This window comes from Allobosea sp. TBD101, from assembly GCF_059817965.1.
In genome coordinates this window covers 1077913-1091590 of record NZ_CM187543.1, presented here as the reverse complement: position 1 = coordinate 1091590, position 13678 = coordinate 1077913, and the positions used below count along the sequence as shown (strand labels likewise).

At 68.5% G+C, this 13678-nt stretch carries 7 protein-coding genes; 3 read left to right on the top strand and 4 right to left on the bottom strand.

What is annotated here, in order from left to right; all coding sequences use genetic code 11:
• Positions 1–224: 224 nt before the first annotated feature.
• A complete protein-coding gene (locus AC6RIC_RS05140) occupies positions 225–971 on the top strand; it encodes an enoyl-CoA hydratase-related protein (protein WP_499735375.1) in 747 nt (248 codons plus the stop codon).
• A 13-nt stretch (positions 972–984) separates the two neighbouring features.
• On the opposite strand, the gene AC6RIC_RS05135 is transcribed toward AC6RIC_RS05140, so the two are convergent.
• The 4 genes from AC6RIC_RS05135 to AC6RIC_RS05120 form a co-directional block, all read right to left on the bottom strand.
• Complete coding sequence (locus tag AC6RIC_RS05135) at positions 985–2490, bottom strand: tripartite tricarboxylate transporter permease (RefSeq protein ID WP_499735374.1); 1506 nt, start codon at positions 2488–2490, stop codon at positions 985–987.
• 13 nt (positions 2491–2503) lie between these two features.
• Positions 2504–2995, bottom strand: coding sequence for a tripartite tricarboxylate transporter TctB family protein (locus AC6RIC_RS05130; protein WP_499735373.1), 492 nt, complete (start codon positions 2993–2995; stop codon positions 2504–2506).
• A gap of 86 nt (positions 2996–3081) precedes the next feature.
• On the bottom strand, positions 3082–4074 hold the full coding sequence (locus tag AC6RIC_RS05125) for a tripartite tricarboxylate transporter substrate binding protein (protein ID WP_492285546.1): 993 nt from the start codon (positions 4072–4074) through the stop codon (positions 3082–3084).
• 128 nt (positions 4075–4202) lie between these two features.
• Positions 4203–5651, bottom strand: a complete 1449-nt coding sequence (locus AC6RIC_RS05120) for a S1 family serine peptidase (RefSeq protein ID WP_499735372.1) — start codon at positions 5649–5651, stop codon at positions 4203–4205.
• 366 nt (positions 5652–6017) lie between these two features.
• Between AC6RIC_RS05120 and AC6RIC_RS05115 the strand changes: the two genes are divergently transcribed.
• On the top strand, positions 6018–11276 hold the full coding sequence (locus AC6RIC_RS05115; protein WP_499735371.1) for an alpha-2-macroglobulin family protein: 5259 nt from the start codon (positions 6018–6020) through the stop codon (positions 11274–11276).
• On the top strand, positions 11276–13528 hold the full coding sequence (pbpC, locus tag AC6RIC_RS05110) for a penicillin-binding protein 1C (protein WP_499735370.1): 2253 nt from the start codon (positions 11276–11278) through the stop codon (positions 13526–13528). The genes AC6RIC_RS05115 and pbpC overlap by 1 nt, the downstream gene beginning before the upstream one ends.
• Positions 13529–13678 lie beyond the last annotated feature (150 nt).

The window sequence follows — 13678 nt, the reverse complement described above, 5'->3', positions numbered from 1 at the left end:
CGGACCGAAAAGTGGATTCCACTTTTCGGAAAAATCCGGTGCGATGCCAAATTGATAGATCATCGTTATCGCGTCCAGCAGGACGCGCGATGATCTCGGCAGGCAAGGGAGAATCCGGCCCGCGCGATGTCAAGCGCCAGGCGGCAACGAAAGGCGCATCCGGCCTCGCTTGACCCCCGGCGAAGGCGCATGCGATCCCGGCACGGCAATCAGGGAGCGGACCGATGAGCGAAGTGCTGAGCGAAACCGTCGCGGCCGGCGTGGTGCAGATCACCATGAACCGGCCGGAGCGCAAGAACGCACTCGACCGCGCGAGCTATGCCGGCTTGATCGCCGCGATCGCCGCCGCCGAGGCCGACGCCTCGATCCGCGCGATCCTGCTGACGGGCGCCGGCGGCACCTTCACCAGCGGCAACGACATCAAGGATTTCGCCATGGCCGCCGCGGCGGGCGAAGGCCCGCGCGTCGCCATCGATTTTCTCGAGGCGATCTCGACCGCGAGGAAGCCGATCGTCGCGGCGGTCGAGGGCTTCGCGGTCGGCATCGGCACGACGATGCTGCTGCATTGCGACCTCGCCTTCGCCGCCCGCTCGGCGACCTTCCGCCTGCCCTTCGTCACGCTCGGTCTCTGCCCCGAAGGCGGATCGAGCTATCTGCTGCCGCTCGTCGCCGGCTCGAAAAAGGCGGCGGAACTGCTGATGCTGGGCGAGGCCTTCAATGCCGAGACCGCTGCCGCAGCCGGCCTCGTCAACGCCGTCGCCGAGGACGGCACGGCGCTGGAAGCCGGCCTCGCCAAGGCGAAGGCGCTTGCCGCGCTGCCGCCGGAATCGCTCGCCCTGACCAAGATGCTGCTGAAGCTTGGCTCGGCCCAGGCCGTGGCCGAGACCATCGCGACCGAAGCCCGCCATTTCGGCGAGCGCCTGAAGTCGCCGGAGGCGATGGCCGCCTTCATGGCCTTCCTGAAGAAATGAGGTGTGGCGGCCCTCAGGCCGCCACCACCCGGCGCCGGCTCTTCAGCCAGTCGCGCGTCCAGGCGAAGACCGGCCAGAGCAGCGCCGCGAAGGTCATCGCCGCCAGCACGGACGAGACCGGCCGGTCGAAGAAGGGCAGCACCGATCCGTCGGACTTGATCAGCGAGGTCACGAAATTCTGCTCCACCATCGTGCCCATGACGATGCCGAGTACCATTGCCGCGACCGGATAGCCGTTTTTCTCCATCACGAAGCCGAACACGCCGAAGAAGGCGACGCACCAGACCGCGAACAGGTTGTTGCCTGCCGTGGCGAAGGCACCGACCGCGCAGAAGATCATGATCACCGGCATCACCGCCGAGCGCGGCGCCCCGACGACCTTGCTCGCCAGCCGGATCATGATGATGCCGAAGGGGATCATGATGATGTTGCCGAGGATGAAGATAATGTAGAGCGCGTACATGCTCTCGGCCTGGCTGGTGAACAGCGTCGGCCCGGGGTTCAGCCCCTTCATGTAGAGCACGCCGATGGCGATCGCGGTGATCGTGTCGCCGGGAATGCCGAAGAGCAGCGCCGGCACCCAGCCCGAGGCGAGCGAGGCGTTGTTGGAGGCGCCGGCCTCGATCAAGCCTTCCGGATGGCCTGTGCCGAACTTCTCCGGCGTCTTCGAGAAGCGCTTGGCCATGGCATAGCTGACCCAGGCCGCCATGTCGGCACCGGCGCCGGGCAATACGCCGATGATGATGCCGACGATGTTCCCGCGCGTCTGCTGCTTGGGATACTCCTTGGTGAGCTTCCACTGCCCCTTGAGGATCGAGCCGAGCTTGCGGTTCTCGATCTTCGGCGGGTCGCGTTCGGTCAGGGAGCGCATCACCTCGGCCAGCGCGAAGACGCCGACCAGCGCCGGGATGACCTCGATGCCGCCCAGCAGGTTGGTCGAGCCGAAGGTGAAGCGCGGCACGCCGCCGGGATTGTCGATGCCGATGCAGGTGATCAGCAGGCCGAGCAGCATCGCCGCGATCGCCTTGATCGGCGAGGAGCGCGCCACCAGTGTCGAGCACATCAGGCCGAGCATCGCGAGCCAGAAATTCTCGTAGGTCGAGAAGGACAAGGCCATCTCTGCGAGCAGCGGCGCGATCAGCATCAGCGACAGCGTGCCGGCGATGCCGCCCAGCGCCGAGAACCACAGGCAGATGCCGAGCGCCGTCTCCGCCTGGCCCTTGCGCGTCATCGCATAGGCTTCGTCGGTATAGGCGGCCGAGGCCGGCGTGCCGGGGATGCGCAGGAGGCAGCCCGGAATGTCGCCGGAGAAGATCGCCATGGCGGAAGCCGTGATGATCGTCGCGATCGCTGCGATCGGCGAGAGGTAGAAGGTGACCGGCACGAGCAGCGCCGTCGCCATGGTGGCGGAAAGGCCGGGCAGCGCGCCGACCGTCAGCCCGTAAAACGCGGACGCCACAATGGCGATCATCACGTCGAATTGGAAAACCAGCCCGAAGGCCTTGATGACGGTATCCATCGTCAGGCCTCGCTCACCAGGGGAAGGGCAGCATGCCGCCGGGCAAAGGCACGCGCAGCAGCTTCAGGAAGATCAGGTTGATCATGAAGGGCGCGATGATCGCCAGCGGCACCGCAAGCTTCGGCTTCGCGCCGAAGGCGAGGCTGCAGAGCAGCACCATGATCGCCGTCGTCGGCAGGAAGCCCAGCGTCTCCGAAACCATCGCGTAGAAGGCGAGCAGAGCTGGCGGCAGCAGGGCCAGCCAGTTGCGCCAGGCCGGTACCGGCGCGAGTTCCTCCGGCGTCGCATGGCTCGCGACATCGGCCTCGGCGACCTCCTCGAAATGGCGGCCGATCCCGAAGACGATCAGGCCGCCGCAGAGCGCAAGCCCGGCGCCGACGACCATCGGAAAGGCGGAAGGGCCGACCTGCTGACCGGGCACCGGCGGCAGTTTCGAGCCGTAGAAGAAAGCGACGGCTCCAAGCGCGGCAATCGCTGAGCCGGTAATGCGGTCGGATAGTTGCAAGGGCGCAACCTCCCTGAACGATCAGATCATGACGAGACGAAAACGCCGGGAGCTTTCTGCTCCCGGCGCTCGGCGTTTCCGGCCGTTCAGCCCTTGGCGAGGCCTGCCGCCTTCATGGCGGAGGCCATGGAGGTGTCGCTCGCCGCCATGAAGTCGGCGAAGCCCTTGCCGTCTGCGAACTTCATGCCGAAGCCGCGGGAATTCATGAAGTCCTGGTAGTCCTTCGAATCGAAAGCCTTCTTCAGCGCCGCCGTCAGCTTGGCCGCGATCTCGGGCGGCAGGCCCTTCGGCGCGCCGATGCCGCGCCAGGCACCGATCGAGTAGTTGATGCCGAGCGTCTCGTTGAGCGTCGGCACGTCCTTGAACTGCGGGTTGCGCGCGCTCGCCATGATCGCCAGCGACTTGGCCTTGCCCGCGTCGATCATCGCCCGCGCCTCGGGCACCGAGCAGGTCACGATATCGATGCCACCGGCCGCCAGATCCTGCATGCCGGGCGCCGCGCCGTTCGACGGCACCCAGGCGACATGATCGGGCTTCAGGCCCATCGCCACGAGCCAGCCGATGAGGGCGAGATGCCAGATGCCGCCCTGGCCGGTGCCGGACGCCTTGAGCTTGCCGGGAGGTGCGGCCTTGATCGCATCGGCCAGCGCCTTGATGTCCTTGTAGGGGCCGGCGGTCGAAACCTGCACGCCCGGAGGGTCCTCGTTCATCAGCGCGAGCGAGGTATAGCTCGTCGACTTCAGGTCGGTCAGGCCCTGATGATGCATCATGGCGATCTCGACCGTCAGCATGCCGATATTGTAGCCGTCCGGCGCGGCCGTCGCGATGGCCGAATGGCCGACCACGCCGGAACCGCCGGTGCGGTTGACGACATTGACCGGCTGGCCGAGGTCCTTTTCCAGGAGCTGCGCCACGATGCGCGCGGTCGCATCGGTACCACCGCCCGCGCCCCATGGGCAGACCATGGTGATCGGTCGCGAGGGGTAGTTCGCCTGCGCGATGGCAGGTGCCGCGATCAGGCTCGCGCCGGCTGCGGCCGCGCCCTTGAGCACAGTTCGTCTGTCGATGAAATCGGTCATTCCCCAGTTCCTCCCGTTAAATCGATTTAGTGTCCGGGCGCTCCTCGTCCACGACGGGGCTCCCTTGATATGACGGGCGTCATCTGAGCCGATCGCGCGGCCAGTGACAACCCTCATTTTGGCCGAGGCTACAGCCCGCAGATGATGGGCTGGACGGCGCTCGAAACCCGCTCGACCACCGCGCCAGTGCTGAGCTCCGCCCCCGCCGCGGCCGCGGCCGTCGGCAGCGCGACGCCAGCCTTGCCCAGCATCGCCTGGATGGCAGTCGCATCGGCGAAGCCATAACTGCGCTGCGGCGCGACGCCCGCGATCAGGATCTTGTCGGAAGGGTTGTCGGTGACGATGCCGACGAGCCGCCCCTGCCGGTCGAAGGCCGGTGCGCCCGCCTGCCCCGGCTGGAGCGGCGCCTTGAGCGCCGGTTTGCCGGCGGCCTGCACACCCTGCCCGGGCAGGGCGACGGCGGCCCGCTTGCCGGCATCGTTGCCATAAGCCACCAGCACCAGCGCCTCGGAAGCGCCCGCGGCTTCGCTGCGCAGGCCCGGCGGCTTCGCCGCGCCCGTGCCCTCCAGATCGAGCAGCACGAGGCCACTCGCATCATCCTTCAGGCGCAGCTTGGCGTTGCGATTGCCGACACGCAAGGTCCGGCAGTTATCGACCGCCGACGACGCGCTGAGCGCCACTCGCTCGTTGAGCGCCAGCGCGACGCCGTAGCGCTCATTCGTACGGGCAGCCGGCGCCAGCAACGACGACAATCCCGAGGACGGGCTGGCGGTGGCACCGGCGACCGCCGCAGGCTGGGCCGGAACCGCCCCGGTCGGGAAGGGCTCGAAGCTCGCCGCGATCGCGATGACCAGCTTGTCGACGCTCGGCGCCAGCGCCTTGTCATAGCCGATCGAGAAACCGCGCAGGCCCTGCGGCCCGGCCGAAAGCCGGCGATAGAATCGGCCGGTCGGCGTCTCGCCGGTGACGACGAAGAAATCCGGCCGCAGCAGCTTGTAGGTGATCTTGCGCGGGCTGTTCGGGCTGACGGTGATCGCCTTCTCGAAGATCGCCGCGAGGTCCTCGCCGCCCGGCGGGGTGGTCGAGGTGTCGAGCGTCACCTTCTGGTCGGCGCTTTGCCAGCGGCTGCCGCCGGATGGCGTCACGTCGCGCTTCGGCAGCAGCTTCTGGGGGATACCGATCTGCACCCCGGTCTTGTCGTCGGCCAGCAGCTTGAACCCAGCCGCATCGCGCGCCGCCTGTGCGGCCTTCGCCAACGCCGCCCGCTCGGCCGCTGGCAGCAGGCCGTCGGCCGGACCTCGCGCGCCCTTGAAGGCATTGATCGCGCGGAAGGTCAGCGGCCCATAGGAGCCGGAAACCGCGCCGTTGAACTGCCCGGCCCAGATCAGGTCGTTCTGGATCGCCTTGCGCTCGGCCTCGGGCAAGGCCTCGAACCCTGCCTGCGCCGCGGCCATCTGCGGCGAGGGCCCGGCAGCCGGAGCCTGCGCGCCGGCAAGCGGCGCCGACAGAAGCGCAAGCACGAGCACCACGCTGCGGAGCAGTGTGATTCGCTGGGATCGGAGAATGGCGCGCGGCATGGGTCTCGTCCTTGAGAACGGGCGAAGCGGCTGCATTGAGCGTCAGAACGCGCCGCGCCGCAACCGGGAGATGGCATTTACGCGCGGGTCATCCCGGGCGACCGGAGGGAGACCCGGGATCCATGCCGGACCCTCTATCGGCAAGGCTCCGGCATGGATCCCGGATCTTCGCTTCGCTGCGTCCGGGATGACCCGCGCGTGAGGATCGGAATGGGTATCTCAACCGCTCAACACCGTGCGCCCTGCATTCGCATGACTTGAACACGCGCGGCACGGTGATAGCCTGCCGGCCCCGTCTCACGCCGTCATCGGCCTGAAGCCATGCCCGCTGATCCTTGGCTGGCCGATCGACGAAGAGGACCGACGATGACCCTGCTTTCCCGTCTCGCGCTCGCCCTCTCGCTCACGCTGGCGGCGGCCCCTGCCCTCGCCCAGAAGGCTTATGTCCGCAACGACCTGCTGGCCGACGGGCAGCGCTTGGAAGAGCGCCTGAAGCGCGAGGTCGCGACCGGGAACCGCTCAGCGGCGGACGCGATCCGGGCCGGCGAGATCGCGCTCGGGCGCGGCGATGCCCGCTCCGCCCTGCCCCAGGCCAATGCCGCGGTCGTCGCCGATTCCGGCAATGCCGCCGGCTGGCGCCTGATGGCCCGCGCCGCCAACGCGATCGAGCCGCGCGACTATCGCGAGCGCTGGGAATTGCGTGAGCGCGCCGTCGCCGCCGCCTATCTCGCCTATCAGCGCTCGACCAACCGCAATGACGAGGCGGCCTCGCTCGGCGTGCTCGCCCGCACCTTCGAGAAGAACGAGCTCTGGCGCCCGGCGCTGACCACCTATCGGCTCAGCCTCGACCTCGCCGCCAATCCCACCCTACAGAGCTCCTATGAGAGCCTGCGCGAAAAGCGCGGTTTTCGCCTGATCTCCAACAAGACGGATTCCGACGCCGCCTCCCCGCGCGCCTGCTTCGAGTTCTCGGAAGCCCTGGCCCGCGGCCGCGTCGATTTCGCGCCTTATGTGGCGATTTCCGGCGGCAAGGGCGATTTCGCCGTCAGCGCCGAGGATCGCCAGATCTGCGTCGACGGCCTCAAGCATGGCGAGCGCTATGCCATCGTCATCCGGCAGGGCGTGCCCTCGGCCATCCCCGACGAGACGCTGCTGAAATCGGCCGATTACGAGATCTATGTCCGCGACCGCACGCCCTCGGTGCGCTTCACCGGCAAGAACTACGTGCTGCCGCGGACCGGCCAGCAGGGCATTCCCGTCGTCTCGGTCAATTCCGGCAAGCTCGACCTCGAGGTGATGCGGATCGGCGACCGCAACCTGATCAACTCCGTCCATTCCGAGGACTTCCTCAGCCAGATCGGCTCCTATTCCGCCCGGCAGATCTCCAGCGACAAGGGTCAGACCGTCTGGACCGGCACGATGGACGTGAAGTCGGAGCTGAACCAGGACGTGATCACCGCCTTCCCCGTCACCGAAGCGGTTGGCAGCCTCAAGCCCGGCGTCTACGTGATGTTCGCCAAGCCTTCGGGCGGGCCGGCCACCGCTCCCGTCAGCGACGATAGCGATTCCTACGATGACGGCTCGACGCGGGCGACGCAGTGGTTCGTCGTCTCCGATCTCGGCCTAACCTCCTTCACCGGCCCCGACGGCGTGCATGTGCTCGCCCGCTCGCTCGCCGACGCCAGGCCGATCGCCAATGCCGAACTGCGCCTGATCGCCCGCAACAATGAGGTACTCGGCACGGCCAGGACCGACGCCAACGGCTATGCTCGCTTCGATGCCGGCTTGGGCAAGGGCCAGGGTGGCAATGCGCCCGGCCTCGTCACCGCCTCACTCGCCGAAGATTACGGCTTCCTCGATCTCAAGCAGACCGCCTTCGATCTCTCCGATCGCGGCGTGAAGGGTCGCGTCGCCCCCACCGGGCTCGATGCCTATCTCTATACCGAGCGCGGCGTCTATCGCTCGGGCGAGACGGTCTACCTCACCTCGCTGCTGCGCGACGCTAAGGGTTCTGCCGTCACCGGCCTGCCGCTGACCATCGTCGTCAAGCGCCCGGACGGTGTCGAATATCGCCGCCGGCAGGTCGAGGATCAGGGTGCGGGCGGCCGCGCCCACTCGATCCAGCTCGTCTCCGGCTCCGCGACCGGCACCTGGCGCGTCCTCGCCTATTCCGACCCGAAGGGCCAGGCGATCGGCGAAACCTCCTTCCTCGTCGAGGATTATGTGCCCGAGCGGCTGGAGCTGACGCTGACGCCGAAGGCCTCGCTGCTCCAGGCCGGCCAGCCGGCCGAACTCGACGTCGCCGCCCGCTATCTCTATGGCGCGCCGGGCTCCGAGCTCGACGTGACCGGCTCGATGACCATCCGCGCCGCCGATGCCAGCGCCATCCCCGGCTTCAAGGACTATCAGGTCGGGCTCACCGACGAGGCTTTCGAGCCCGTCCAGAACGAATTCGAGGAAAGCACCACGACCGACGCCGCCGGCAAGGCGACAATCACCAACCCGGTCCAGCAGCCCGACACCAACCGTCCGCTCGAAGTCGAGATGACCGTGCGCGTCGGCGAGCCCGGCGGGCGCGCCATCGCGCGCTCCGTCACCCTGCCGATCGTGCCGAAGGGCGCCGCCATCGGCGTGAAGAAGCTTTTCAGGGACGGCGATCTCGGCAACGGCCAGACCGCCAATTTCGAAGTCATCATGGCGACCGGCGACGGCAAGCGCCTCGCTCGGCCGGGTGTCAAATGGGTGCTGTCGAAGGTGCGCCGCAACTACCAGTGGTTCTTCCAGGACGGCCGCTGGAACTATGAGGGCGTCAAGACCACCCGCCGCGTCGCCGATGGCGAGGTCGCGGTGGCGGAAGCTGCCGGCGCCAAGATCGCCGCGCCCGTCGAATGGGGCAATTACCGGCTCGACGTGACCTCGGACGGCAACGAGGTGGCCGAGACCTCGGTCTCCTTCAGCGTCGGCTATGAGAGCGACAAGACCGCCGATACGCCTGACGTGCTCGATGTAGCGCTCGACAAGGCTTCCTACGCCGATGGCGAGAGCCTGCAGGTCCGCCTCTCGCCACGCTTCGCCGGCAAGGCGACGCTCGCCGTCGTCACCGACAAGGTCGCGGATATCCGCACCATCGACATCACCGAAGGCGGCACCTCGGCCAGCATTCCCGTGAAGGCCGAATGGGGCGCCAGCGCCTATCTCGTCGTGCTCGCCCATCGCCCGATGGACGCCGCCGCCAAGCGCCTGCCCGGCCGCGCCATCGGCCTCTCCTGGTTCCAGATCGGCAAGGAGACGCGCACGCTCGCGCTCGATCTCGGCGCGCCCAAGCTGGTGCGCCCGCTCACGACGCTGTCGCTCCCGGTCAAGGTCACCGGCATGAAGGCCGGCGAAGAGGCCTATGTCACGCTCGCCGCCGTCGATATCGGCATCCTCAACCTCACCCGCTACGAGAGCCCCGACGCAAGCAAGTTCTTCTTCGGCCAGCGCCAGCTCGGCCATGACCTGCGCGATCTCTATGGCTACCTGATCGACGGCATGCAGGGCACGCGCGGCGCGATCCGCACCGGCGGCGACGCCGCGCCCAAGATGGACGGCGAGAAGCCGACGCAGGAGCCGCTCGCCCGCTATTCCGGCGTGGTCAAGGTCGGGGCCGACGGCACCGCGAAGATCGATTTCGACATGCCGGCCTTCAACGGCTCCGTCCGCGTCATGGGCGTTGCCTGGTCGGCCGGACGCACCGGCCAGGCCAGCGCCGACGTGATCATCCGCGACCAGATCGTCGCCCAGGCGACGCTGCCGCGCTTCCTCGCCATCGGTGACCAGTCGCGGTTCCATCTCCAGGTCGACAATGTCGAGGGCCCCGCCGGCTCCTACACCGTCGATCTCGACGTGAAGGGTCCGGTGCTGGTCGCAGCCGACGCCACCCGCCGCACCATGCAGATGGGTGCCGGCGCCAAGACGCAGATGACGATCCCCGTCACCGCCGCCGGCCTCGGCCGCGCCGAGTTCGACGTGCGTGTCTCCGGCCCGAACGGGCTCAGTACAATGCAAAACCTCGCCGTGCGCGTGCAGCCTTCGGCCGCGACGATCGCGCGCCGCATCGTCCGCGCCATCCCCGGCAATGGCGGGGCGATCACCGTGTCGTCGGACCTTCTGGCTGATCTCGTGCCGAATTCCGGGCAGGTCTCTGTGACGGTCTCGCCCTTCGGCTCGCTCGACGTGCCCGGCCTGCTCAAGGCGCTCGACCGCTATCCCTATGGCTGTACCGAGCAGACCGTCTCGCGCGCCCTGCCGCTGCTCGCGGTCAACCAGCTCGCCTCGCTGGAGCAGCTCGCGCTCGACGACAAGGCAGATGAGCGCGTCGTCAACGCAATCGAGCGCGTGCTGGCGCGCCAGGGCGGCAACGGCTCCTTCGGCCTCTGGAGCGTCGGCGGCGACGATCTCTGGCTCGACGCCTTCGTCACCGACTTCCTGACCCGGGCCCGCGAGAAGCAGTTCGCCGTGCCGCAGATCGCCTTCAATCTCGCGCTCGACCGCCTGCGCAATCAGGTCGTCAACACCAGCGAGATCAACAAGGAAGAGGCGGCCGGCCTCGCCTATGCGCTCTATGTGCTCGCCCGCAACGGCCGGCCGGTGATGGGCGACCTGCGCTATCTCGCCGACAACAAGCTCGGCGATTTCGCGACGCCGCTCGCCCGCGCCCAGATCGGCGCCGCGCTCTCGGCGCTCGGCGATCGCGGTCGCGGCCGCGCCGCCTTCGGCAGCGCGCTGGGCCTCCTCCAGCAGGCGAGCGATGACGGCCTCTCGCGGCCGGATTACGGCTCCCGCCTGCGTGACGGCGCCGGCGTGCTCGCCTTGATCGCCGAAGCCAATGGCGAGCGCGCCGATATCAGCCGCGCCGTCTCGATCGTCGACGCCACCCGCAACAGCGACCGCTACAACTACACCTCGACGCAGGAGCAGATGTGGATGGTGCTGGCGGCGCAGGCCATGGCGAAGGATGCAGAGGGCATGACGCTGACGGTCGACGGCGCCGCCCGCAAGGGCGCGCTCTACCGCACGCTCTCGGCCGAGGCGCTGGAGATGAAGTCCCTGACCATCGCCAATCCCGGCGCCGGCAATGCGCAAGCCGTCATTACCGTCGCCGGCATCCCGACCGCGCCGGAGCCGGCGCTGAACCGGGGTTTCGGTCTGGAGCGCGTCATCTACACGATGAAGGGCGAGAAGGCCGATCCGGCCCGCCTGCGCCAGAACGAGCGCTATGTCGTGGCGCTGACCGTGACGGAGGCCGCGCCGCGCTATGGCCGTCTGCTGCTGGTCGATCCGGTCCCGGCCGGACTTGAGATCGAAAACGCCAACCTGACGGAAGGTGCCTCGGTCGCGGGTCTCGACTGGCTCAAGCAGGAGATCTACCCGGTCCATACCGAGTCGCGCGACGACCGCTATGTCGCGGCCTTCGAGCGCTCGGGTTCGAAGAGCGACAAGCTCTCCTACACCGTCGCCTATATCGCGCGGGCCGTCTCGCCCGGCCGCTACGTCTCTCCCGCCGCCGTGATCGAAGACATGTACCGGCCGGATCGCTTCGGCCGCACCGGCTTCGGCGCGGTGGAGATCACCTCGGCGCGGTGATGGATGCGCAGCGCGAAAAGACGAGCGCATCGGAGCCCCCTCTCCCCTCGGGGGAGAGGGATGGGGTGAGGGCCGGCGCGGCGCTTGATCGTTTGCCCGTCCGTCTAGCCACCCTCATCCGTCAGCGCTTCGCGCTGCCACCTTCTCCCCCGAGGGGAGAAGGGAAGGCCCCGCGCCACTTCTGCAAACTGAAGATCGTGACCGGCGCTCTCGCCGTCTCGGCTATCGCCGCAACAACAGCACTCGCCCTCTACGCCCGCTCCCTGCCCCCGCTCGACCTCTCGGCCGCAGCCGACCGCTCGACCGTCGTGCTCGACCGCGAGGGCAAGCTCCTGCGCCCCTTCCTCACCGCCGACGGACGCTGGAAGCTCCCCGTCACATCAGAGGATGTCGATCCGCGCTATCTCGCCATGCTCAAGGCCTTCGAGGACAAGCGCTTCGACCAACATCACGGCATCGACCCGCTCGGCATGCTGCGCGCCGCCGGCCAGATGCTGCTGAATGGCCGCGTCGTCTCCGGCGGCTCGACCTTGACCATGCAGGTCGCGCGCCTGCTCGAACCGCGCGAGGAGCGCACGCTTGCCGCCAAGCTCCGGCAGGGCGTGCGCGCAGTCGAGCTGGAGCAGCGCTTCGACAAGGCCCGCATTCTCGACCTCTACCTCACCCTCGCCCCCTTCGGCGGCAATCTCGAAGGCGTGCGCGCCGCGAGCTTTGCCTATTTCGGCAAGGAGCCGAAGCGGCTCTCGACCGCCGAGGCCGCGCTGCTCGTCGCGCTCCCGCAATCGCCCGAGACACGCCGGCCGGACCGCTTCGTCGAGGCCGCCCGCAAGGCGCGCGAGCGCGTGCTGGAACGGGTCGAGCAGGCCGGTCTCGCCACATCAGACGAGGTCGCCGCAGCCCGCAACGAGCCGACCCCGACCGCGCGCCGCCCTTTCCCGAATCTCAGCCCCCATATCGCCGAGCAGGCGGTGGCAGAGGCGCCAGCCGAGCGCGTCCAGAAGCTCTCGCTCGATGCACGCCTGCAAACGGCTCTCGAAGGGCTCGCCCGCGAGCGCAGCTCAGGCCTTGCACCACAGGTCTCGATTGCGATCCTCGCCATCGACAACGAGACCGGCGAGATCCGCGCCTCGGTCGGCGGCGTCGATTACTTCGCGACGGAACGCGCCGGCGCGCTCGACCTGACGCGCGCGCTGCGCTCGCCCGGCTCGGCGCTGAAACCCTTCATCTACGCGCTCGCCTTCGACAACGGCATCGCCCATCCCGAGACGATGCTGGAGGACCGGCCGGCGCGCTACGGCATCTATATCCCCGAAAATTTCGACATGACCTTCCAGGGCATGGTCAGCGCGCGAAAAGCGCTCCAGCTCTCGCTCAATGTGCCTGCCGTCGAATTGCTCTCGGCGCTCGGCCCGCAGCGCTTCCTGTCGCGCCTGCGTGATGCCGGCGTCGCCATCGCCATGCCCAGGGATAGTGGCGCGCCCGGCCTCGCAGTGGGTCTCGGTGGCCTCGGCATCACCTTGCAGGACCTGACCCGCGCCTATGTCGGGCTGGCGCGCGGCGGCGAGATGCTGCCGCTGCGCTTCCGCCAGCAGGCGACGCAAACCGGTCCAGCCCCGCGCCTCGTCGATCCCGTTGCCGCCTGGTATGTCGCCGATACCTTGCTCGGCGCGCCGCCGCCGCTGAACGCCGTGCCCGGCCGCATCGCCTACAAGACCGGCACCTCATACGGCTATCGCGATGCCTGGGCCGTGGGCTTCGACCGCAAGCACACGATCGGCGTCTGGGTTGGCCGGGCCGATAACGGCGCCGTGCCTGGCCTCGTCGGGCGCACGGTCGCCGCGCCGATCCTGTTCGACGCCTTCGCCCGGCTCGGCACCGATCCGCGCCCCTTCCCGCAACCTGCTGACGCGATCGTCGCCAGCACCGGCCACCTACCGCCGCCGCTCAGGCATCTCCGGCAGGACGTGCCCAAGACCGTGACGGCGATGACGACGCCTGCGCTCAAGCTCGCCTTCCCACCGGACGGCGCCCGCATCGACCTCTCCGCCGCCGCGCTCGACGGCTATGGCCGGCTCAACCTCAAGGCGGCGGGTGGCTCGCCGCCCTATACCTGGCTGGTCGACGGCACGCCGGTGACCGAGCCGCAGCGCCGCCGCGAGACGCAGTGGCAGCCGCCGGGCAAGGGCTTCATGCGGATTTCGGTGATCGACGCGACCGGGGCGAGCGAAAGCGTGTCGGTGCGGCTACAGTAGCGCCCCGCGCGTCATCCCGCACGCGCTGCGGCACGAAGTGCTGCGGCGCAGATGCGGGACCGTTCTCAGGAGAAAGCGCCGCTCCTGTGCAGGGAGCGCCCTTTCGTTTGAAGGGCGCCCTCTCGTCACGCGGTCCCGTGTCTGCGCAGC

Bases quoted from the DNA above. Each gene is read 5' to 3' on its own strand.
- AC6RIC_RS05140 (WP_499735375.1), top strand. From the start codon at position 225: ATGAGCGAAGTGCTGAGCGAAACCGTCGCGGCCGGCGTGGTGCAGATC.
- AC6RIC_RS05135 (WP_499735374.1), bottom strand. From the start codon at position 2,490: ATGGATACCGTCATCAAGGCCTTCGGGCTGGTTTTCCAATTCGACGTG.
- AC6RIC_RS05125 (WP_492285546.1), bottom strand. From the start codon at position 4,074: ATGACCGATTTCATCGACAGACGAACTGTGCTCAAGGGCGCGGCCGCA.
- AC6RIC_RS05120 (WP_499735372.1), bottom strand. From the start codon at position 5,651: ATGCCGCGCGCCATTCTCCGATCCCAGCGAATCACACTGCTCCGCAGC.
- AC6RIC_RS05115 (WP_499735371.1), top strand. From the start codon at position 6,018: ATGACCCTGCTTTCCCGTCTCGCGCTCGCCCTCTCGCTCACGCTGGCG.
- pbpC (WP_499735370.1), top strand. From the start codon at position 11,276: ATGGATGCGCAGCGCGAAAAGACGAGCGCATCGGAGCCCCCTCTCCCC.